At 73.0% G+C, this 22,209-nt stretch carries 20 protein-coding genes; 14 read left to right on the top strand and 6 right to left on the bottom strand.

Translation table 11 applies throughout. The annotated features are described in order from the left end of the window. Window positions 1-14: 14 nt before the first annotated feature. The 5 genes from AXF14_RS14810 to AXF14_RS00180 form a co-directional block, all read right to left on the bottom strand. A complete protein-coding gene (locus AXF14_RS14810) occupies window positions 15-149 on the bottom strand; it encodes a DUF1206 domain-containing protein (RefSeq protein ID WP_084355227.1) in 135 nt (44 codons plus the stop codon). Next, complete coding sequence (locus AXF14_RS00195; protein WP_067938916.1) at window positions 124-540, bottom strand: hypothetical protein; 417 nt, start codon at window positions 538-540, stop codon at window positions 124-126. Before AXF14_RS00195 ends, AXF14_RS14810 begins: the two co-directional genes overlap by 26 nt. Further along, window positions 537-1,454, bottom strand: a complete 918-nt coding sequence (locus AXF14_RS00190) for a DUF4862 family protein (protein WP_067938914.1) — start codon at window positions 1,452-1,454, stop codon at window positions 537-539. The genes AXF14_RS00195 and AXF14_RS00190 overlap by 4 nt, the downstream gene beginning before the upstream one ends. Before the next feature lie 38 nt (window positions 1,455-1,492). Next, complete coding sequence (locus tag AXF14_RS00185) at window positions 1,493-3,523, bottom strand: solute carrier family 23 protein (RefSeq protein WP_084355226.1); 2,031 nt, start codon at window positions 3,521-3,523, stop codon at window positions 1,493-1,495. A 95-nt stretch (window positions 3,524-3,618) separates the two neighbouring features. Continuing rightward, on the bottom strand, window positions 3,619-4,344 hold the full coding sequence (locus AXF14_RS00180; protein ID WP_067943796.1) for a FadR/GntR family transcriptional regulator: 726 nt from the start codon (window positions 4,342-4,344) through the stop codon (window positions 3,619-3,621). A gap of 178 nt (window positions 4,345-4,522) precedes the next feature. On the opposite strand from AXF14_RS00180, the gene AXF14_RS00175 reads away from it, so the two are divergent. The 14 genes from AXF14_RS00175 to AXF14_RS00110 all read left to right on the top strand — a co-directional run bounded on the left by AXF14_RS00175 (window position 4,523) and on the right by AXF14_RS00110 (window position 20,347). Then, window positions 4,523-6,178, top strand: coding sequence for an ABC transporter substrate-binding protein (locus tag AXF14_RS00175; RefSeq protein ID WP_067938912.1), 1,656 nt, complete (start codon window positions 4,523-4,525; stop codon window positions 6,176-6,178). Window positions 6,179-6,397: 219 nt separating this feature from the next. Next, complete coding sequence (locus tag AXF14_RS00170; RefSeq protein WP_067938910.1) at window positions 6,398-7,363, top strand: ABC transporter permease; 966 nt, start codon at window positions 6,398-6,400, stop codon at window positions 7,361-7,363. Further along, a complete protein-coding gene (locus AXF14_RS00165; RefSeq protein WP_067938907.1) occupies window positions 7,363-9,564 on the top strand; it encodes an ATP-binding cassette domain-containing protein in 2,202 nt (733 codons plus the stop codon). Before AXF14_RS00170 ends, AXF14_RS00165 begins: the two co-directional genes overlap by 1 nt. Next, complete coding sequence (locus AXF14_RS00160) at window positions 9,561-10,385, top strand: ATP-binding cassette domain-containing protein (RefSeq protein WP_067938903.1); 825 nt, start codon at window positions 9,561-9,563, stop codon at window positions 10,383-10,385. The genes AXF14_RS00165 and AXF14_RS00160 overlap by 4 nt, the downstream gene beginning before the upstream one ends. Before the next feature lie 51 nt (window positions 10,386-10,436). Further along, window positions 10,437-11,354, top strand: coding sequence for a dihydrodipicolinate synthase family protein (locus tag AXF14_RS00155; protein WP_067938900.1), 918 nt, complete (start codon window positions 10,437-10,439; stop codon window positions 11,352-11,354). Between the two features lie 14 nt (window positions 11,355-11,368). Then, on the top strand, window positions 11,369-12,412 hold the full coding sequence (locus AXF14_RS00150) for an ROK family protein (protein ID WP_067938897.1): 1,044 nt from the start codon (window positions 11,369-11,371) through the stop codon (window positions 12,410-12,412). A 52-nt stretch (window positions 12,413-12,464) separates the two neighbouring features. Then, complete coding sequence (locus AXF14_RS00145; RefSeq protein ID WP_067938893.1) at window positions 12,465-13,154, top strand: N-acetylmannosamine-6-phosphate 2-epimerase; 690 nt, start codon at window positions 12,465-12,467, stop codon at window positions 13,152-13,154. Between the two features lie 254 nt (window positions 13,155-13,408). Beyond that, entirely contained in the window at window positions 13,409-13,693 is a 285-nt protein-coding gene (locus AXF14_RS00140) for an HU family DNA-binding protein (protein ID WP_067938890.1), read from the top strand. A 106-nt stretch (window positions 13,694-13,799) separates the two neighbouring features. Then, entirely contained in the window at window positions 13,800-14,453 is a 654-nt protein-coding gene (locus tag AXF14_RS00135) for a cation efflux transmembrane domain-containing protein (protein ID WP_067938888.1), read from the top strand. A 110-nt stretch (window positions 14,454-14,563) separates the two neighbouring features. Further along, window positions 14,564-15,400 (top strand): ABC transporter ATP-binding protein, encoded by an 837-nt coding sequence (locus AXF14_RS00130; RefSeq protein ID WP_067938886.1) that lies wholly within the window; start codon window positions 14,564-14,566, stop codon window positions 15,398-15,400. Further along, the gene (locus AXF14_RS00125) at window positions 15,376-17,112 is read left to right on the top strand and encodes a transporter (RefSeq protein ID WP_067938884.1); all 1,737 of its coding nucleotides are present in this window, start codon (window positions 15,376-15,378) and stop codon (window positions 17,110-17,112) included. Before AXF14_RS00130 ends, AXF14_RS00125 begins: the two co-directional genes overlap by 25 nt. A 171-nt stretch (window positions 17,113-17,283) precedes the next feature. After that, entirely contained in the window at window positions 17,284-18,033 is a 750-nt protein-coding gene (locus AXF14_RS00120) for a glucosamine-6-phosphate deaminase (protein ID WP_067938882.1), read from the top strand. 110 nt (window positions 18,034-18,143) lie between these two features. Then, window positions 18,144-18,533, top strand: coding sequence for a DUF3039 domain-containing protein (locus tag AXF14_RS00115; protein ID WP_067938879.1), 390 nt, complete (start codon window positions 18,144-18,146; stop codon window positions 18,531-18,533). Further along, on the top strand, window positions 18,530-20,347 hold the full coding sequence (locus tag AXF14_RS00110) for a DEAD/DEAH box helicase (protein WP_067938877.1): 1,818 nt from the start codon (window positions 18,530-18,532) through the stop codon (window positions 20,345-20,347). The genes AXF14_RS00115 and AXF14_RS00110 overlap by 4 nt, the downstream gene beginning before the upstream one ends. A gap of 177 nt (window positions 20,348-20,524) precedes the next feature. Here the strand turns inward: AXF14_RS00110 and AXF14_RS00105 are convergent, their stop codons facing one another. Then, window positions 20,525-21,919 (bottom strand): nicotinate phosphoribosyltransferase, encoded by a 1,395-nt coding sequence (locus AXF14_RS00105; RefSeq protein WP_067938875.1) that lies wholly within the window; start codon window positions 21,917-21,919, stop codon window positions 20,525-20,527. Window positions 21,920-22,209: the final 290 nt, after the last annotated feature.

Below are 22,209 nucleotides of genomic sequence, written 5' to 3'. Positions count from 1 at the left end.
TGCGGGTGCGGCTCTCACATCTCCTGGTAGCGGGCCCGCAGGACCGAGTAAACGCCGTAGAGGATGAAGCCGACGCCCGCCGCCCCCAGCAGCACGCCGCCGGCCGGGAGCTGCGCCGCCCGCTCAGAGCCTGCCGACGGCGAGGCCATCGCGCCGCAGCTCCACCTCGATGCGCTCCAGCGTCCGGGTGTACGCGTCGAGCTCGTGCTGGGCGCCGTACGGGCCGCCCAGGAGGGCGGACCGGCCGTCCGAGGTCCGGTACACGATCGTGGTCCTCGCGCCCTCGGCGCCCTCGTCCGGCGACGGGCCCTCCCGCGTGAGCAGGAGGGTCTCGCGGACGTGGAAGGAGTCTCCGGCGTGAGCGCCGACGAGGAGGCTGCGCAGCCGGCTGCCGCGCTCGATCGTGAGGAGGGTCCCGCCCCCGGTGGTGGGCTCCTGCGCCGGCGCGGCGCGCCAGCCGGACGCCTCGACGGCGCGCAGGACCGCGGCGGTCACGCGCTCGAGCCCCGCGGAGGCGACGATGGTCGTCGTGACCGTCACGCGGCTTCCCCGTCGGCCACGATCTCGGTGAGCCGTCCGATGATCTCGAGCCGACGCTCCACCGCGGCGTCGGCGGGCACCTGGATCTTCACGGCGCGGTAGGCGTCCCGGCCCGCGGCGGCCGCGACGAACTCGCGAACGCGGTCGGCGGTGAGGAGCGAGGTGGGCTCGTCGACGTCCAGCGGCAGGTGCGCGTCGCCCCACGAGGGCCCGTACGGGGTCTCTGAGCCGCCGGCACCGGAGACCGCGATGCCCCCGAGGACCCCCGCCGAGGTCGCGGCGCGCACGTGGGCGACGGGGGTCGCCGGGTTGTGCGTCTCCACGACGCTGCGCCCCCAGTTGAGGGTGACCCGGGTCCCGGTCTCCGCGGCGACGCGCAGCTCGCTCGCGAGCGGGAGGAAGCGCTTCTCGCCCGGGACCGCGTCCGAGGCGGCGTCGCAGTGCTCCACCCAGACCGAGGGCAGGGCGGTGTCGGCGTCCGCGGCGAGGGCCTCGAGGGACGCGCGGAAGGCGTCCGCGTCGGCCCCTCCCGTCGGCGCGGAGTGGACGAGGAGGACACCGATCGACCGGCTCCCGAGAGCGTCGTTGACCGTGCCGCACGCGCGGCGCAGGTCGCGGACGAAGGCGAGGGCCCGGTCCCGGAGCACCTCGTCCGGCGAGGCGAGGCCCTCGCCGGGTGAGCCCGCCTGGCGGCCCATCGTCGAGGGGATGGCCGTGACGACGCTGTCGGGGAAGCGCCCGTCGAGGACCCGGGTCATGCGGCGCACGCCGTCGGCGCCGGCGAGGTGCGTGTCGGGGACCTCGAGCCCGGTCGCGCCGAGGCCGGCGAGGCCGTCGTAGAAGGCGTCCTGCGCCTCGAGCGCGGTGGGCAGGGCGGCGTAGGCGCCGATGACGAGCGGTGCGGTGGTGGGCATGTCCAGGGCTCCTCGGGTGGGTGGTGGCGGTGACGGGGTCAGTCGAGCTGCTCGAACTTGCGCGACCAGGCCGAGCGGATCGGGTTCGCGTCGGCGATCATCGCGTCGAAGCGCTCATCGGCGATGTCGACGACCTCGCCGATCGCGGTGCGCGCCTCGCGCACGGGGGAGGCCTCGACGCGCTTCCACCCGGCGGCCACGAGCTGCTCGCGGTCGGCGACCCGGGCGACGCACATGACGAGCGGACGGCCGAACTTCTCGTGGTACGCGTCGGTCAGGGCACGTAGCTCGACCTCCTCGGCGTCGTTCATCTCGCCCAGGGCGAGCGAGGCCGTGTCGAGCCGCGCCTGGCGGGCGGCGTCGTCGGCACCGCCTGCGGGGCCCGGCACGAGGAGGTCGACGACGTCCGAGTAGCCGCTGATGAGCGCCTCCTGCTCGGCCGGGGAGGCGGCGAGGACCTCGTCCTCGAAGGCCTCGCGCAGCGCCGCGGCGGAGGCGAAGGGGCGGTGCTCCCAGACGCGCTCGGCGGGCCACTGGGCGCCGGCGTGGAGGCGGGAGAAGGTGAAGACGAAGGCCTCGCGGTCCATGGCGTTGACGTCCTCGACGCTCACGGCGCGGCCGTTCACGAGGGCTACGTCGGCGCCCTCCTGGTGGCCCACGTGGAAGAAGAGGAGGTTGAGGATGACGGCGGTGAGGGCGCCGATGGTGACGCCGGAGCCGAAGATGATGGACAGCCACGACGGCACCATCGACGCGATCCCGGGCTGGAAGGTGACGAGCAGCGCCAGCCCGATCGAGGTCGAGACGATGACCTCGTTGCGGGTGTCGTGCATGTCGACCTTGCCGAGCGTCTGGATGCCGACGACGGCGACCGAGACGAACATGGCGAGCGAGGCCCCGCCGATGACCGGCGTCGGGATCGCGTCGACGACGGCGCCCGCCTTGGGCAGCAGGCCCAGGACGATCATGATCGCGCCGGCCACCGTGACGACCCAGCGCGAGCGCACGCGGGTCAGGCGCACCAGCCCGACGTTCTGGGCGAAGCAGGTGTACGGGAAGGAGTTGAGGACGCCGCCGAGCATCGTGGACAGGCCGTCGGCGCGCAGGGCGTTGGCGATGTGCCGCGGGGTGATGCGGCGGCCGACGACCTCGCCGGTGGCGAAGACGTCGCCCGTGGTCTCCACGGCGGTGACCGCCATGACGATGAGCATGGAGACGATGCCGGTGACGGGGAAGGTCGGCAGGCCGAAGAAGAAGGGCGTGGTCACCCCGAAGGCGTGGGCCTGGGAGACGCCGGAGAAGTCGGCGTCGCCGAGCGCCCAGGCGATGATCGTCATGGTGACGAGCGAGATGAGGACCGAGATGGTCGCCATGAAGCCCTTGAAGACGCGCTGGACCAGGACGATGAGGGCGATCGTGCCCATCGCGTAGGCGAGGCCCTTGAGGGTGAGCGCGGTGGCGTCCTGCCCGGCGGTCGCGTTCGTGCCCCAGGAGACGATGTCCGAGGCGGAGACGTTCATGAGGGTCGTGCCCATGACGGTGAGCAGCGTGCCCGTGACGACTGGCGGGAAGAAGCGCAGGAGGCGCGCGAACCACGGGGCGGCGATGAAGGTGGCCAGGCCCGCGGCGATGATCGAGCCGTACATGGCGGCCAGGCCCGCGGTGCCGCCGGAGCCGCCCGAGGCGGCCAGGCCGATCGCGATGAGCGGGGAGACGGCGGTGAAGGTGACGCCCTGGATGAGCGGCAGCCTCACGCCGATGCGCTTCCCGAGGCCCGCCGACTGGATGATCGAGGCGATGCCGCAGGTGAACAGGTCGGCGTTGATGAGGTGGACGGTCGTCGTCGTGTCCAGGTCGAGGCCGGAGGCGATGACGAGCGGGACGACGACGGCGCCGGCGTAGAAGGCCAGGACGTGCTGGACGCCGAGGACGGTGAGGCGGCCGATCGGGGGGACGGCGTCGACGGGGTCCTTGGGGCGGCGCGTCGTCGCGGTCGGGTCGCTGGGGGAGGGGGAGTGGGCGGCGTCTGCCGCCGAGGACGCGGCCGGGCCGCGGGTGTCCTGAGCCATGAAGTGGTGCTCCTGGGGTCCTGGGACGGATGGAGGGGACCAGAGCATTGTGCGCTCGTCGAGCGGGGCGCCACGAATCCCGGTCGCCCCGGCGCTCAGACCCGCTCGAGCACCGTGAGGAGCGGCGCGTAGTGCTCGCGCGTGGCGACCCGGTACGCCTCGACGTCGCCGGCCTCCGCCGCGGCGAGCATGGCTCCGTGGGCGTGCGCGGTGGTCGCGATGTCCTCGGCCGTCGGTGCTCCGAGCAGGGGCACGGTCTGCGTGTGGATCGCCCAGAAGGCCTCGGTGAGGTGCCCGAAGAGCTTGTTCTCGAGCGGTTCGAGGAGGCGGGAGTGGAACTCGCGGTCCTCGGCGGAGAAGGTCCGGCCCGCCGCGGCGAGGGACTCCATCCGGCGGACGAGGTCGTCGAGCTCAGCCGAGGTGCGGCCGCGCCAGGCGGCGGCGACCTCGGGGGCGAGGGCCTCGTCGAGCGTCATGCGCACCTGGACGACGTCGCGCAGGCCGCGGTAGTCGTCGCCGGGCTTGAGGAGCCCGCGGAAGACGAGCGACTCGACCATGGGGCGCATGGAGACGTCGCCCACGAACATGCCGTGCCCGTGGCGGACGGTGACGATGTCCAGGGCGACGAGCGTACGGACGGCCTCGCGGACGCTGGACCGGGACACCCCGAGGGCCTCGCACAGCTGCGACTCCGTGGGGAGCGGGTCGCCCGGCTGGAGGCGCTCCTTGAGGATGTAGTGCTTGATCGCCTCGATGGCGGTGGAGGACTGTGTCGCGCCCGCGCGCGGGCGGGGCCGGGGGTGGGAACTGGACTCGCTCATGACGGTCATTGTCATCGCGCTTTCGGTCGGATGGGGCACGGACGGGCTAGCCGTGCCTTCGAGCGTGCATGTGCAGGATAGGGAGATCGTCACCGAATTGCTGGCGGGACGTCGTCCTTGCTGCTACGGTCATCCTACCAACGTCAGACATAAGACGTCCGACTTCAGGAGACTTTCAATGGCGATCTCATCCTCTGGCGCGACGCGCCGCGACTTCATCCGCATCAGCTCCACCCTCGGCCTCGCGGCAGGCATCGCGGCGACGGTGGCCGCCTGCGGCGGCTCCGACTCCGGCTCGAGCTCCTCCGGCGCCTCGGCCGGCGCCAGCGGCGGCTCGACGGCCGCGGCGCCGATCAACACCGCCACGCCCAACGCCGACGGCGTCATCAAGGCCGGCATCTCGTACGAGCTCGGCACCAACGGCTACGACCCGTTGACAACGTCCGCGGCGCTCACGGTCGCCGCGAACTGGCACACGATGGAGGGCCTCACCGAGCTCCACCCCGTCACGCGCGAGGTCTACGCGGCGCTCGCCTCCGACCTGCCCACGAAGGTGGACGACAAGACCTATGAGGCCACGCTGCGCGACGGCGCGAAGTTCTCCGACGGGAGCGCCGTCACCATCGACGACGTCGTCTTCTCCTTCACGCGCGTGCTGGACGCGGCGAACGAGTCCACCTACGCCTCGTTCCTCCCCTTCCTCGACTCGGTCACCAAGAAGGACGACACGACCGTCACCTTCGCGCTGAAGTACCCCTTCACCCTCGTCGCCGAGCGGCTCTCGGTGGTCAAGATCGTCCCCAAGTCGATCGTGGAGAAGGACCAGACCGCCTTCGACCAGATGCCCACGGGCTCCGGGCCGTACAAGATGACCGACTCGGGCGCCGGCTCGCAGCAGATCGTCTTCGAGCGCAACGACTCCTACAATGGGCCGTACCCCGCCAAGGCCAAGTCCATGACCTGGCAGATCCTCCCGGACGACACGACCCGCACGAACTCCATCACCTCGGGCACGGTCCAGGCGATCGACGCCGTCCCGGCGTCCGACCTCGCCTCCATGACCTCCCCGCTCACGGTCGCGGCGGAGCAGAGCTTCGGCCTCCTCTTCGCGATGTTCAACGAGAAGTCGCTGTCGGACGTCAAGGCGCGCCAGGCGATCATGTACGCGATCGACTACGACAAGATCTGCAACACCGGCATGTCCGGTCTCGCCACCGCGGCCACCTGCTTCGTCCAGAAGGAGCACCCGGCCTACAAGAAGGCCAAGACGGTCTACGCCTACGACGCTGACAAGGCCAAGTCCCTCGCCAAGGAGGCGGGTCTCACCTCGGTCAAGCTCCTCGCCACGGACCACGGCTGGTTCTCCGCCGTCCGCCCGATCATCCGCGAGAACCTCGAGGCGATCGGTCTGACGGTCACGTACGACGAGAAGAAGTCCGCGGACGCGTACTCGCTCATCGACGCCGACACGGACGGCAAGCAGTGGGACGTCCTCATCGCCCCCGGCGACCCCTCCGTCTTCGGCAACGACGCGGACCTCCTCATGAGCTGGTGGTACGCGGCCGACACCTGGACCGACCAGCGCATGCACTGGAAGGGGACCGACTCGTACACGACCTTCCAGACCGGCCTGTCCAAGGCCGCCGAGCTCACGGGCGACGAGCAGCTCACGAAGTGGCACGAGCTCTTCGACACCCTCTCCGAGGAAGTCCCGCTCTACCCGATCTTCCACCGCAAGACCCCGACGGCCTACTCGCTGGAGACGCTCACGAACTTCCAGCCGATCGCGCTGACTGGCCTCGCCTTCCTCGAGGCCGGGTCGACGCAGGCCTGAGCCGGAGGAGCGCGACGCGCGGCGCCGGGTGCGACGAGGGGATCGCTGCACCCGGCGCCGCGCTCGTCCCGGTGGGGGACGGATCATCGGTGGGACGGCCGATCGCGCCACTTGCTATCTGACGTCAGACGTCCGACAATACGGGTGCGGTTCGACGACCGCCACCTGCACCGGCCCGCACCACGGGTGGGCCAGACACTGAAGCAAAGGAGCATCCCGGTGTCCAACCTTCTCCGCCTGATAGGCCGGCGCCTTCTCGCGCTGCCCGTCATGGTGCTGGGCGTGACGCTGCTCGTATTCATCGTCATGTCCTTCTCGTCCGCGGATCCTGCGCGCCTCGCGCTGGGGGAGTCCGCCTCGGCGCAGGCCCTCGAGCAGTACCGCGCGGCGCACCACCTCGACGACCCCCTCCTCGCCCGCTTCTGGAGCTACCTCGTCGGTCTGCTCCACGGCGACCTCGGCACCACCTTCACGGGCGTCAGGATCTCCGACCTGGTGGCCAGCGCGTTCCCCATCACCCTCCAGCTCACGTTCATCGGCATCTTCGTCGCCGTCATCCTGGCGACCGTGCTCGGCGTCGTGGCCGCCCTCTACCGCGACCGGTGGCCCGACCAGGCCATCCGCGTCCTGTCGATCATCTTCCTGGCCACGCCCTCCTTCTGGCTCGCTCTCCTCCTCATCCAGGCCTTCGGCGACATCCCGGGCGGCACGGGGACCTTCCCCGCCGTCGTCACCCAGTGGGTCCACCTCGGCGACGACCCCGGCGCCTACCTGCGCCAGATCGCCCTCCCCGCCCTCGCGATCGCCGTGCCGAACGCCGGCACGCTCACGCGCGTCGTGCGCACCGCGATGGTCGAGGAGCTCGACCGCGACTACGTCCGCACCGCGATCGGCGCCGGCATCCCCAAGCGCGTCGTCGTCGGACGCAACGTCCTGCGCAACGCCCTCATCACCCCGCTCACCGTCCTCGGCCTGCGCCTGGGCTACGCCATGGGCGGCGCCGTCGTCATCGAGATGATCTTCAACATCCAGGGCATGGGCCAGCTCATCTTCCAGGGCATCACCCGCAACGACGTCAACATCGTCCAGGGCGTCTCCATCACCGTCGCCCTGGCCTTCATCGTCATCAACATCGTCGTCGACATGCTCTACGTCCTCGTCAACCCGCGAATCAGGAGCGTCTGATGTCCCGCCGCAAGCAGAACCTCGCGAAGGCCTCGAAGCCCGGCCTGCGCTTCCAGGGCTGGCGCGCCATGCCCACGGGCTCCAAGATCGCGGTCGTCGTCCTCGTGCTCATCGCGCTCATGGCGATCCTCGCGCCGCTCGTCGCGCCCTACAGCCCGCGCGCCACCGGACTGGCCTCGACCACCACCGTCACCAACGTCAACGGCATCCAGGTCAACGTCACCGACTCGGCCGTCGCCCCCAGCACCGGCCACCTCTTCGGCACCGACGACGCCGGCCGCGATATCTTCTCCCGCGCCGTCTACGGCGCGCGCGTCTCCCTCGTCGTCGGCCTCAGCGCCACGGTCGTCGCGCTCCTGGCCGCCGCTGTCCTCGGCTCCATCGCGGCGACGAGCCGCAAGTGGGTCGGCGAGGTCGTCATGCGCGTCCTCGACGTCGTCATGTCCTTCCCCGGCATCGCCCTCGCCGCGGTGCTCGTCCTCGCGCTGTCCACCCGCATGCCGATGGTCCCCGTCATCATCCTGGCGACCGCCATCGTCTACACGCCCCAGCTCACCCGCGTCGTGCGCGCCAACATCATGAGCCAGTTCGGCGAGGACTACGTCGCCGCCTCCCGCGTCATGGGGGCGCGCGTGCCGTGGATCCTCATCAAGCACGTGATGCGCAACTGCATCGCGCCGATCATGGTCTACGCGACCGTCCTCGTCGCCGACGCGATCGTCTTCGAGGCCTCGCTGTCCTTCATCGGCGCGGGCATCAAGAGCGTCAACACCCCGACCTGGGGCAACATGCTCTCCGAGGGCAAGGCGCTGCTCCTGTCCGGTCACTGGTGGCCCACGTTCTTCCCGGGCCTCATGATCCTCATCACGACCCTGTGCCTCAACATCCTCTCGGAGGGCCTCACCGACGCCATGGCATCGCCGCGGATCCGCAGGCACGTCGACGTCGAGGCCGACGAGGCCGTCATGGCCGCCGCGGACACCGACCGGGCGTGGAAGGAGGCCGAGGAGTCCCTCGCCGCCAAGGGCGTCGTCCCCGCCGACCACGAGCTCGCGCCCGACGCCGGAGCCGAGGCGCCTGGCGCCGTCAACGAGACCTCCGTCGCCGACCGCCCCGGCGGCCCGGCCGTCGTCGCCGCCGCCACCGAGCAGGTCCCGCTCTCGGAGCGCCTCGCCTCGCTGCGGAGCGCCGAGCTCGCCCGCCGCGACCGGCTCGTCTACCCGACGCCGGAGGCCGAGCCCGTCCTCGAGGTCAAGAACCTGTCGATCGCCTTCCCGGCCCAGCACGGCGACGTCAACATCGTCGACAACGTCTCCTTCTCCGTGCGCCCCGGCGAGACCATGGGCCTCGTCGGCGAGTCCGGCTGCGGCAAGTCGATCACCTCGATGGCCGTCATGGGGCTCCTGCCCGACACCGCCCGCATCACCGGGGAGATCCTCTTCAAGGGGCGCAACCTCCTCGAGCTCTCGCCCGCGGAGCGCAACGCCCTGCGCGGCCACGAGATGAGCATGATCTACCAGGACGCGCTGTCGTCCCTCAACCCCTCCATGCTCATCAGCGCGCAGATGAAGCAGCTGACCCGGCGCGGCGGCACCCGCAGCGCCGAGGAGCTCCTCGAGCTCGTCGGCCTCGACCCGGTCCGCACCCTCAAGAGCTACCCCCACGAGCTCTCCGGCGGCCAGCGCCAGCGCGTCCTCATCGCCATGGCCCTCACCCGGGACCCGAGCCTCGTCATCGCCGACGAGCCGACGACGGCCCTCGACGTCACGGTCCAGAAGCAGGTCATCGACCTGCTCAACGACCTGCGCGAGAAGCTCGGCTTCGCGATGGTCTTCGTCAGCCACGACCTCGCCCTCGTCGCCAAGGTCGCGCACCGGATCACCGTCATGTACGCGGGGCAGGTCGTCGAGCAGGCGGGCACCACCGAGCTGCTGTCGAACCCCGTCCACGAGTACACCCGCGGCCTCCTCGGCGCGGTCCTGTCCATCGAGTCCGGGTCCAACAGGCTCCACCAGGTGCGCGGCACCGTGCCGAGCCCCTCGGAGTTCGTCAAGGGCGACCGCTTCGCCCCCCGCTCGGACCACCCGACCGTCGGGCTCGAGACCCGGCCCGTCCTCAAGCCCGTCGCCGGCTCGACGGAGCACTACTACGCCATCACGCCCGAGCTCGAGGCGATCCTGGGGGAGGAGTCCCACTCATGAACGCCAGCAGGAACGAGGGCTGGAACGCGGCGACCGATCCCGTCGTCGAGCTCCGCCACGCACACGTCATCCACAAGTCGCGCACGGGCAAGCTCTTCCGCCCGGACACGGTCCACGCCGTCAACGACGTGAGCCTGTCGGTCCGCCGCGGCGAGACCCTCGGCCTCGTCGGCGAGTCCGGCTGCGGGAAGTCGACCACCGCGCGCGTCATGGTCGGCCTCCAGGCGCTCACGAGCGGCGAGGTCCTCTTCAAGGGACGGCCGCTGTGCGGCTCCGCCGCGGACCGGCGAGAGCTCGGGCGCTCCGTCTCCGTGGTCTTCCAGGACCCCGCCACGGCGCTCAACCCGCGCATGATCGTGCACGACACCCTCATCGACCCGCTCAACGTCCACGGGATCGGCTCGCCGCGCGAGCGAGAGGCGCGGGTGAGGGACCTCCTCCACCTGGTCGGCCTGCCGGCCTCGACGCTGGACGTCCTGCCCCGACAGATCTCCGGAGGGCAGCGTCAGCGCGTGGCCATCGCGCGCGCCCTGGCCCTCGACCCGGACATCATCGTCGCCGACGAGCCCACGAGCGCGCTCGACGTCTCCGTGCGCGCCCAGGTCCTCAACCTCCTCCAGGACCTCAAGGCGACCCTCGGCCTCGGCCTGGTCTTCATCAGCCACGACATCAACACGGTCCGCTACGTCTCCGACCGCATCGCCGTCATGTACCTCGGCGAGATCCTCGAGACGAACACGACCGCCGAGATCTTCGCGCACCCCCAGCAGGAGTACACGCGCACCCTCCTGAGCGCCGTGCCCTCCCTGCTCGAGGTCTGACGCCCCGCCCCATCACCGCACCACGAAAGAAACAGCGAAGGACCACACTCCATGGACACTCGATTCACCGGCGTCATCCCCCCGGTCGTCACGCCCTTCAAGAACGGCGAGGTCGACTACGACTCCCTCGACCGCCTCATCGAGCTCCTCATCGAGGGCGGCGTCAACGGCCTGTTCCTCATGGGCTCCTCCGGCCAGACCGCCTACCTCACCGACGCCCAGCGCGACGCCATCATCGAGCGCACCGTCGCCAAGGTCGCGGGCCGCGTCCCGGTCCTCGCCGGTGCCATCGACACCACCGCCGCGCGCGTCATCGAGCAGGCCAAGCGCGCCCGGGCCCTCGGCGCCGACGCCATCGTGGCCTCCTGCCCCTTCTACGCCCTCAACGACATGGCGGAGATCGAGGACCACTTCCGCGCCATCCACGAGGCGGTCGACCTGCCCCTGTTCGCCTACGACGTCCCGGTCCGCCTCAACGGCAAGAAGCTCGACACCGCCATGCTCGTGCGCCTCGGCACCGAGGGCGTCCTCGCCGGCGTCAAGGACTCCTCCGGCGACGACGTCTCCTTCCGCCGCCTCGTCGCGGCCAACGAGAAGGCGGGCCACCCCCTCGCCGTGCTCACCGGCCACGAGTGCGTCGTCGACGGCATGCTGCTGCTCGGCGCCGACGGCTGCGTGCCCGGCTACGGCAACGTCGAGCCGCGCCCCTACGCCGACCTCTGGGAGGCCGCCCAGCGCGGCGACTGGGCCGAGGCCCGCCGCATCCAGGACGGCATCTGCGCCGGCTTCGAGATCGTCTTCGTGCCCGTGGGCCGCTCCGGCGACGCCGGCGGCATCGGCTCCTTCAAGACCGTCATGGAGGCCCAGGGCACCATCGCCTCCAACGAGATGCCCTTCCCGCTGCGCGCCCTCGAGGGCGAGGTCAAGGAGGGCGTCCTCGCCATCGCCCGCGAGCGCGGACTCATCTGAGACGACGCGCTGAGATGACGACGACGCAGCCCGCCCCCGCCGGGGCGGCGCGCGCCGACGAGCAGGCCGGGGACGCCCCCGGCCTGCTCGTCGGCGTCGACCTCGGCGGCACGAAGATCGCGGCGAGCCTCGTGACTCCCGCCGGCGAGCTCGTCGGCGAGGTCCGCGAGACGCCGACACCCGCCCACGACGGCCCCGAGGCGATGCTCGACGCCATCGCCGGCCTCGTCGCCGACGTCGCTCGGGCCGGCTCGACGGCCGACGGCGCGGGCCGTCCCGTGCACCCGCTCGCCGTCGGCATCGGGTCCGCCGGCGTCATCGACGAGCGCACCGGTGCGGTCCTGTCCTCTACGGACGCCATCACCGACTGGCCCGGTACCGACATCGCCGGGGGAGTGTCCGGCCGCCTCGAGCGCGCCGGTCTGACCTCGCCGGTCGGGCGGGCACCGCTCGTCCACGTCGACAACGACGTCAACGCCTACGCCGCCGGGGAGGCCTGGCTCGGTGCCGGCCGCGGCGCGTCGAGCGCCCTCGTCGTCGCCGTCGGCACCGGAGTGGGCGGCGCCGTCGTCATCGACGGACAGGTCCACCACGGCGCCCACCACCTCGCTGGCGAGATGGGGCACATGCCCTGCTCACTGGCCGAGGGCGAGCCCTGCACCTGCGGACGGCCCCGCCATCTCGAGGCCGTCGCCGGCGGGCCCCAGATCGCCCGTCGCTACCGCGAGGCCACCGCGAGGCAGGACGTCACCACGGCCCTGGCCGTCGAGCGGCTCGCCGAGGCCGGCGACCCCGTCGCCGCCCGCGTCTACGAGGAGGCCGCTGTGGCGCTCGGGCGCGCCATCGCCCAGGTCGTCACCGTCCTCGACCCGGAGGTCGTCATCATCTCCGGCGGGCTCGCCCGATCCGGCGGGCTGTGGTGGGGGCCGCTGCGCGCCACCGTGGCCGCCGAGCTCATCGACCTCGTCGCGGGCACGGAGCTGCGCCCCGCCGTCCTCGGCACGAGCGCCCCCATCGTTGGCGCCGCCCACGAGGCGTGGCTGAGACTGCGCGGCTGAGGCCCGACCACCCACGACCCACCGACCGCTCCACCACAGGGAGGAAAAGCCCATGACCCAGATCAGCCCCGTCCTCGAGCGCCTGCGCGGCGGCCTCATCGCCTCCGCCCAGGCCTACCCCGGTGAGCCCATGCGCGACCCGCGCACCATGGACGAGGTCGCCCAGGCCTGCGTGGCCGGCGGCGCCGTCGGCGTCCGCGCCCAGGGGCTGGCAGACCTGGCACTCATCACCCAGCACGTGGACGTGCCCGTCATCGGCCTGTGGAAGGACGGCCACGACGGCGTCTTCATCACCCCGACCCTCACGCACGCGATCGCCGTGGCCGCCACGGGCGTCGAGATCGTCGCCATCGACGCCACGCGCCGCCCGCGCCCGGACGGCCTCACCTTCGCCCAGACGGTCGCCGGCCTCAAGGAGGCCCGCCCCGGGATCCTCGTCATGGCCGACTGCGGCAGCCTCGAGGACGCCCGCACTGCTCAGGACGCCGGCGCCGACGTGCTGGGCACCACCCTCGCGGGCTACACCGGGGAGCGCCCCAAGACCGACGGCCCCGACGTCGAGCTCATCGACCAGGTGGCCGCGATCGCCCAGGTCCCGCTCGTCGTCGAGGGGCGCGTCCACACGCCCGCCCAGGCGGCGCTCGCCATCGAGCACGGTGCCTTCGCCGTCGTCGTCGGCACAGCGATCACCCACCCCACGACGATCACGTCCTGGTTCGTCGACGCCGTTCGCGGAGCGTGAGACGGCCCCGCGGCGAGTGCCTTCGGCCGTGCCCCGCGGGTACCGAGCACCGCCACCCGGCGCGGCACGCCGCGCCCGCACGCACTCCGGTGCGCGTGTGACAGGTGTGACTCACGGGGCGCCGGCCCGGGTGAAGACGACGCGCCACGCCGGAGAAATCGCCGTCATATCTGACAAAACGGCCCGCTTACGCATAGCGTTGCCGCCAGCGGCACCGAGCCAGAGGTGCCGACCCACGATCGAGAGGCAGATTCATGTCCGTCAACCGCACCGAGCTCATCGCCGCCATCGCCGAGAAGGCCGGCCTCACCAAGACCGACGCCGACGCCTTCCTCGGCGCCTTCCAGGACGTCCTCGTGGAGTCCGTCGCCAAGGGCGAGGCCGTCAAGATCACGGGCCTCATGGGCGTTGAGCGCGTCGAGCGCGCCGCTCGCACCGGTCGCAACCCCCGCACGGGCGAGGAGATCCAGATCCCGGCCGGCTACGGCGTCAAGCTGACCGTCGGCTCCGCCCTCAAGAAGGCTGTCTCCTCCAAGTGAGCCGGGGCTGAGGAGCTCATTCCTCAACCGCCACGAGGCGCGCCGTCCCACCCGGGACGGCGCGCCTCGTGCCGTTCCCCGCCCACCGCGCGGCAGCATCGGGCCCGTGACCACCCCCTCCGTCCCCGCCCCGGGGCGTCCCGTCGCCTCCCTGCGCCGCGTCGTCCTCGCCGTCGCCGCCGCCAACCTCCTCTACGGCCTCCTCGAGGCCGCCGTCGGCCTGCGCATCGGCTCCGTCTCCCTCCTCGCCGACGCCGCCGACTTCGGCGAGGACGCCGCGATCAACCTCCTCGTGGCCCTCGCCCTGGGCTGGAGCGCGCAGCGCCGACGCGCCACCGGGCGCGCCCTCGCGGTCATCGTCCTCGTCCCCGCCGCCGTCGCGGGCTGGGAGCTCCTCGGCAAGCTCGGCGACCCCGTCGCCCCGGCCGCGGGCGCCCTCACGCTCACCGCCGCCGGCGCCGCCCTCGTCAACCTCGGCTGCGCCCTCGCGCTCGTGCGCGTGCGCTCCCACGGCGGCTCCCTCACCCAGGCCGCCTGGTACGCCGCCCGCAACGACGTCCTCATCAACGTCCTCGTCATCGTCGTCGGCGCGCTCACCGCCGTCACCGGCTCCGTCCTGCCCGACGGCGTCGCCGGCGCCCTCATGATCCTGCTCGGCCTCCACGCCGCCTGGGAGGTCTGGGAGGCCGCCGAGGGCGAGGAGGACGACGATGCCGACGGCGGAGCCGGCGCCGGGGCGGCTCCGAGCGCCCGGGCCTGAGGCGCGCGTCTGCCGGCGCTCGGGACTCCGTCCGCGGCCCGACCCGCGGGCGTCCCGCACTCGTCCCCGGGGAGGAGGCGGCGCCGTGATCCGGCTCATAGTGTCGCGGCATGAGCGAGATCCCTCCCCGCCCTGACGCCGTCGCCCCGGGAACCACCGGCCCCGGCGCGCCCACCGGACCGGCCGGTGCCCCGGCCCTCCTCCTCACCCACCTGTGCAAGGCCTTCGGTCAGAAGGTCGCCGTCGACAACCTCAGCCTCGCCGTCCCCACCGGCGCCGTCTACGGCGTCGTCGGACCCAACGGCGCCGGGAAGACGACGACCCTGTCCATGGCGACCGGCCTCCTCGTCCCCGACGCCGGCACGGCCCTCGTCCACGGCGTCGACGTGTGGCGCGACCCGGGCCGGGCCAAGGCCCTCCTCGGCGTCCTGCCCGACGGCCTGCGCACCTTCGACCGCCTCAGCGGGCTCGACCTCGTCACCTACTCCGGGCTCCTGCGCGGCCTCGGCCGCGAGACCGTCATCCCGCGCGCCACCCAGCTCCTCCACGTCCTGGGACTGTGGGACGCCGGCACGACCCTCGTCGCCGACTACTCCGCCGGCATGCGCAAGAAGGTCCACCTCGCCTGCGCCCTCGTCCACTCGCCGAGCGTCCTCGTCCTCGACGAGCCCTTCGAGGCCGTCGACCCCGTCTCCGCCCAGACGATCCAGGGCATCCTGCACGACTTCGCCGCCGCCGGCGGCACCGTCATCATCTCGAGCCACGTCATGGCCACCGTGCAGCGCTTCTGCAGCCACGTCGCCATCATCGACCGCGGGATCGTCGTGGCCGCCGGCACGACGGCGCAGGTGGCCGACGGCGGCGACCTGGAGGACCGCTTCGCCCAGCTCGTGGGCGCCCCGACGACGAGGGAGGACCTGTCGTGGTTGCGACCCTCGTCCGACTGAGGTGGCGCCTCACCGTCAACGCCGTCACCCGCAGCCCGTGGATGATCATCGCCGCCGTCCTCGGCGGTCTTTACGGCGCCGCGTTCCTCGCGGGCCTCGTCTCCGGCGCCGCGACGCTCGGCGGACGAGCGTCGCTCGAGGTCATCGCCCCCGTGCTCGCCGCGACCGGCGCCCTCACCGTGCTCGGCTGGACGCTCCTGCCGCTGCTCCTCACCGGTCTCGACTCCACCCTGGACCCGCGCGCCATGGCCGCCTGGACGGCGCCCTCGCGCCGCCTCGCCCGGGCGCTGGCCGTCGGAGCCGGCGCGGGCCTGCCCGGGATCCTCACCGGGCTCGGGATGCTCCTGCCCCTCCTCACGTGGGGCCTCGCCGGACAGCCGGGGCCGGCGCTCCTCGCGGTGCTCATGGCGCCTGCGGCCCTGGCGACCTGCGTCCTGCTCAGCCGCGTCCTCGTCATCGGGGCGGGCCTGTCCGGCTCGAGGCGGGGACGCGACGGCGTCGCCGTCATCGGCGCCGTCCTCGTCCTCGCCTGCGCCGCGCTCCCGAGCCTCGTGTCGACCGCGGCCGGCTCGGGAGGGCTCGACGGCGCCCGCCTCGCCGCCGCGGGCCGCGTCGCCGGCCTCACTCCCTTCGGGTGGGCGCTCGCCGCGCCCGGCTACCTCGCCCTCGGACGGCCCGTGGCCGCCGCGCTCCTCGCCCTCGGCGCTCTCGCCCTGCCGGCCGTGCTGCTGCCCGTGTGGGAGCGCGTCGTCGCCCGGGTCATGACGGGGCCGGCCCGGGCGACCGGTGGCGCCCGGGCCTACGCGGCCCCCTCCGCCGACGACGCAGCGGCGGGCCGGGGGAGCGCGGTGGAGCGCGCGGTGCTGCCGTGGCACCGGCGCCTCTCGCGCCTCCTGCCCTCGCCCGCGGCCGCCGTCGCCGCCCGCTGCCTGCGCTACTGGCGCACCGATCCCCGCTACCTCACCCAGGCGCTCAGCCTCGTCGCCGTCGCCCTCGTCATCGCGGTCTCCACGGCGACCGGCTACGCCTCGAGCGAGGTGACGGACGCGGACGCCTCCGTGTCCGTCGGCCTGGGCGGCGGGCCTGGAGGGGTGGGCGGGGTCGTGCTCGTCGCGGTGCCCCTCATCGCCCTCGTCGCGGGGTGGGTCCTCCACGATGACCTCGGGATGGACTCCACGGCTCTGTGGACCCACGTGTTGGCGGGCCTGCGGGGCCGCGACGACCGCCTCGGACGCGTCGCCGCCGCGCTCGTCTGGCAGGTCCCTCTCGTCCTCGTCGTCGGACTGGTGGGTGCGGCGTGGTCGGGCTCGTGGTACGCCCTGCCGGCCGTGCTCGGCCTCATCGCGGCGCTGCTCGGGGCGGGCACCGCGTGGTCCAGCGTCATGAGCGTCCTCATGCCCTACGAGACGAACCCGCCCGGCGAGAGCCCGCTGCGCTCGCGCAGCTCCGGCGGCGTCTTCGTCGCGGCCTTCCTCCAGATGATCGGCCTCCTCGCCGTCGTGGTGGCCGCGGGTCCGGCGCTCGCCGGCCTCATCGTCATCGCCCTCGCCGGGTCCTGGTCCTGGGGGTGGGCGCTGCTGGTCGGCGGCCTCGTCTGGGGTGCCGCCCTGGGCGCCCTCGGCGTCGTGCAGGGCGGGCGCCTCCTCGACGCCCGGGGCGTGCGCGTGCTCGCCACGATCCGCACCTGGCCCGGTCATGAGGACGCCCCGTAGGCGGATGTGACGGAAGGTGGGTGAATGTCGCACAGAAGCGCTCTGATTGATCATGATGATGTAATCTGCTCGTATACCACTCACTGGGCGCAGAAAATTGCACGAGAGGTGGTGGGCCGCCTAAGTTCGGTGCGACCCGCTCGAGCGGGACCCGCCACCAGGAGGCCCACCATGGAGATCGTCGTCCTCGACACCCCCGAGACCATCGCCCGGCGCGCCGCCGACGCCGTCGAGGCCCTCCTCGCCGAGCGCCCCGACGCCGTCCTCGGCACGGCCACCGGATCCAGCCCCCTGCCCCTGTACGCCGAGCTCTCCCGCCGCTGCTCCGAGGACCGCCTCAGCCTCGCGCGCTCCATCGCCTTCATGCTCGACGAGTACGTCGGACTGCCCGACGGGCACCCCGAGCGCTACCACGCCTTCATGGAGCGCCACCTGCGCGCCGTCACGGACCTGCCGGCGGCGAGCCTCCACGGTCCCGAGGCCCCCGCCGGCGCCGACGACGCCGCGCTCGAGGAGGCGTGCCGCCGCTACGAGGACGCCATGGCCGCCGCCGGCTACTGCGACCTCCAGATCCTCGGCATCGGCTCCGACGGCCACATCGGCTTCAACGAGCCCGGGGGCCCGCTCGACTCGCGCACCCACGTCGGCGTCCTCGCCGAGTCCACCCGCCGGGACAACGCCCGCTTCTTCGACGGCGACCTCGACGCCGTCCCCACCCGCTGCCTCACCCAGGGCCTCGCCACCATCCTGGAGGCCCGCCGCCTCGTCCTCATCGCCACCGGCGAGGGCAAGGCCGACGCCGTCGCCGCCATGGTCGACGGCCCCCTGACCCCGGACCTGCCGGCCAGCGTCCTCCAGCGGCACGACGACGTCCTCGTCCTCCTGGACCCCGCCGCCGCGAGCAGCCTGCGAAGCCGCTGACCCGCCCGGCGCCCGGCTCCGACGGCCCCGCCGTCGTCCAGCGCGCCCGGCGAGATTCACCACAGGGGCCGCCCGGGGAGTCGCCCGCGCCGGGACCTACACTGGCGCCCATGAGCGATCCCCTCGAGCAGCCACAGGACAGCGCCGACCCCGGCACCCCCGGCGGCCCGAGCGAGCCGGGCAGCCCGCTCTCGGACCCGGCCACGGGCGCCTCCACCGGCACCGCGGTCCTCGAGCGCGAGGAGCTGCAGTCCACCGACGACGGCGACGCCGACCGCTTCGCCCACTACGTCCGCAAGGACAAGATCGCCGCCGCCGCGGCCACCGGACGCCCTGTCGTCGCCCTGTGCGGCAAGGTCTGGACCCCCGGGCGCGACCCGTCGAAGTACCCGGTCTGCCCCACCTGCAAGCAGATCTACAACGACATGCAGCCCGGCGGTGGTAACGGCGGCAAGGGCCCGCGCCGCCCCCGCTTCCCCTTCGGCCGAGGCGGTCAGTGAGCCCCGCACGAGGCTCCCAGGCGTCCAGCAACCCGCACCAGCCCTCCATCTTCGCCGCGGAGAACCTCTCCCCGGCGTACCCGCAGCGTGCCGCCTGGGGCACGTCGCGCCCGCTGCGCGCCTGGCAGGCCGCCGCCCTCGAGAAGTACCTGGCCGAGAGGCCGCAGGACTTCCTCGCCGTCGCCACCCCCGGGGCCGGCAAGACGACCTTCGCCCTGCGCGTCGCCACCGAGCTCCTCTCCGCCGGCGAGGTCCACAAGGTGACGATCGTCTGCCCCACCGAGCACCTCAAGTACCAGTGGGCCGAGGCCGCCGCCCGAGTCGGCATCCACATCGACCCCAGCTACACCAACAGCCAGGGGGCGCTCGGCACCCGCTTCGACGGCGTCGCCCTCACCTACGCGCAGGTCGCCGCCAACCCGAACCTCCACCGGGCCCGCACCGACCGCACCCGCACCCTCGTCATCCTCGACGAGATCCACCACGGCGGCGACGCCCTCTCCTGGGGCGACGCCATCCGCGAGGCCTTCACGCCCGCGCGCCGCCGCCTCGCCCTCACCGGCACGCCCTTCCGCTCGGACGCCTCGCCCATCCCCTTCGTCCGCTACGCGGAGGAGACCGGCGGCATCAAGCGCTCCAAGGCCGACTACTCCTACGGCTACTCCGACGCGCTGCGCGACGGCGTCGTCCGCCCCGTCATGTTCATGACCTACTCCGGCGAGATGCGCTGGCGCACCAAGGCCGGTGACGAGATCGCCGCCCGCCTCGGAGAGCCCCTCACCAAGGACCTCGAGGCCCAGGCCTGGCGCACCGCGCTGGACCCGACGGGGGAGTGGATCCCCGCCGTCCTCGCCGCCGCCGACCAGCGCCTCACCGAGGTCCGCCGCCAGGTCCCCGACGCCGGCGGCCTCGTCATCGCCACCGACCAGACCAGGGCCCGCGCCTACGCCAAGCAGCTGCGAGCCATCACCGGCGAGTCGCCCACCGTCGTCCTGTCCGACGACTCGGGCGCCTCCAGCCGCATCGAGACCTTCTCCGAGTCGACCGACCGCTGGATGGTGGCCGTGCGCATGGTCTCCGAGGGCGTCGACGTTCCCCGCCTCGCCGTCGGCGTCTACGCGACGAGCACCTCCACCCCGCTGTTCTTCGCCCAGGCCGTCGGGCGCTTTGTGCGCTCCCGCGCCCGCGGCGAGACCGCCAGCGTCTTCCTGCCCACGGTCACGCCCCTCCTGGGCCTGGCGAACGAGCTCGAGGTCGCCCGCGACCACGTCCTCGGCCGCCCCGCCTCCAACGAGGACGAGGTCTTCGGGTGGGCCGAGGACAGCCTCATCGAGCAGGCCAACAAGGAGGAGAAGGTCTCCGACGAGCTCCTGGGCGGCTACGAGTCCATGGGCTCCACCGCCGAGTTCGACCGCGTCCTGTTCGACGGCGGCGAGTTCGGCACCGGCGCCATGGTCGGGAGCGTCGAGGAGCAGGAGTACCTCGGACTGCCGGGCCTGCTCGAGCCCGAGCAGGTGACCGCCCTCCTGCGCCAGCGCCAGGACAAGCAGATCGCCTCCCAGAAGCGCGAGGCCGCAGCCGCCAAGCAGCGCCGGGCGAACTCCGGCGTCGACGACGCACGCCGCCGCCAGGCCGCCCGCAAGGAGCTCAGCCAGCTCGTCGCCGCCTGGGCCCGCCGGACCAACAAGCCGCACGGCGTCGTCCACAACGACCTGCGCCGCGTCTGCGGCGGGCCCGAGGTCGCCCAGGCCTCCACCGAGGAGATCGAGAAGCGCGTGCAGACCCTGCGCCGCTGGTTCGTCGGCAAGCGCTGAAGGTTTCTCCGACGCGAGGAGAGCGCCGGACCCACCACCGCACCGTCCACGGCCGCCGGTGCCTGAGCCGGTGCCGACCGAGCACGACGCCGCCCGGCTCCCCACCTGGGGAGCCGGGCGACGTCGTCGGTGTCGGGGAGGGGGCCGCCCGAGCGGGGGCGCGCCCTCGGAGGGGCCTCAGCCCTGGAGGGTCGTGCGGCCGTCGAGGTCGAGGTGGCGCGTCGGGACGGCCGGCTCGCCCTCGGACAGGCGCCACGCGTCGTAGGGGAGCTCGGCGCGCGAGACCTGGTGGCGCTCCGCGGCTTCCTTGAGGGCCTGCGGGCCGCGGTGCTCCTCGACGATCTCGCCGCCCCGCACGAGGTCCACCTGGAGCGGACGGGCGCCGGCGGCCTCGAGCGCGGCGAGGGCCTCGCCCTCCTCGCGGGCGGAGACGATGAGCTCCTCGACGGCGGTGCCCGCCGCGTCCAGGACGCGCCCGGCCCACTTGCGGCCGCCGACGGTGGCCTTCCCGCCCTCGGAGAACTTGGCGACCTCCTGCATGACGCCGTCGTCGTCGACGCGCTCGACGAGCTTGTAGACGAGGGCCGCCGTCGGGCGCCCCGAGCCGGTGACGAGCTTCGTGCCGACGCCGTAGGAGTCGACCGGCGCCGCACCGAGCGCCGCGATGGCGTACTCGTCGAGGTCGTTCGTCACCGTGATCCTCGTGGAGGTGGCGCCGAGGGCGTCGAGCTGGGCGCGGGCCTTGAAGGCCTCGGCGACGAGGTCTCCGGAGTCGAGCCGGATGGCGCCGAGCTCGCCGCCGCCGTCGCGCGCGGCCTGGACGGCGCGGGTGATGCCTCGCTCGATGTTGTAGGTGTCGACGAGGATCGTCGTGCCCGGGCCGAGTGACGCGACCTGCGCCGCGAAGGCCTCGGCCTCGGTGTCGTGCAGGAGCGTGAAGGAGTGGGCGGAGGTGCCCACGGTGGGGATGCCGTAGCGCATCCCGGCCTCGAGGTTCGAGGTCGAGGTGAAGCCACCGACGACGGCGGCGCGCGCGGCGGCCACGGCCGCCTGCTCCTCGGCGCGGCGGGCGCCGAAGTCCGCGCAGGGGCGGCCGTGCGCGGCGATCGTCATGCGGGAGGCCGCCGAGGCGACCGCGCAGTCGTAGTTGAAGATCGACAGCGCTACCGTCTCCAGGATGCAGGCCTCGGCGAAGGTGCCCTCGACGGTGAGGAGCGGGGACCCGGAGAAGTAGCACTCGCCCTCGGCGTAGCCGCGCACGTTTCCGCTGAACCGGTAGTCGCGCAGGTAGTCGAGCGTCGTGTCATCGACGACGCCGGTGCGGTGGAGGAAGTCGATCTGCTCGGGCGTGAAGGTGAAGGCCTCGATCGCGTCCAGGAGTCGGGCCGTGCCCGCGACGACGCCGAAGCGCCGCGAGGCCGGCAGGGAGCGGCCGAAGAGCTCGAAGACGCTGCGCCGCTCGGCGCGGCCCGAGCGCAGGGCGCCCTGGAGCATCGTGAGCTCGTACATGTCGGTGAGCAGGGCGGTGCTCGGTGACGGGGCGGACGGGGCGGGGGCCGTGCGGCTTGTCATGACAGTGACCCTAGCGTGTGGACGCCCGTGTGCGGGAGAGCGCGGGCCCGTTCGGCTGGTGCGGAGGCGGGCGCCCGGTGGCGCCGGCGTCGCTGGGGGTCCAGCGGCGCCGGTGGCGCTGATGGCGCGTCGCGGCGGCCGGCCGGTCCCGTCGCCCGCCCTCCCGGCCGGGCCGCTCGAGCCCCGGGCAGGCGCTGGTGTGCGCAGGACCACGCACCCGGGGCCCCAACACCGCCGAGGCCGAGGTCACGGCACCGTTGCCGTCCTGTGACCCGCGGGGACCGCACCGT

Source organism: Actinomyces radicidentis (assembly GCF_001553565.1).
Classification (GTDB): Bacteria; Actinomycetota; Actinomycetes; order Actinomycetales; family Actinomycetaceae; genus Actinomyces; species Actinomyces radicidentis.
Note: the sequence above shows the minus strand (reverse complement) of the source record. Positions and strands in the feature narration are given on the sequence as shown.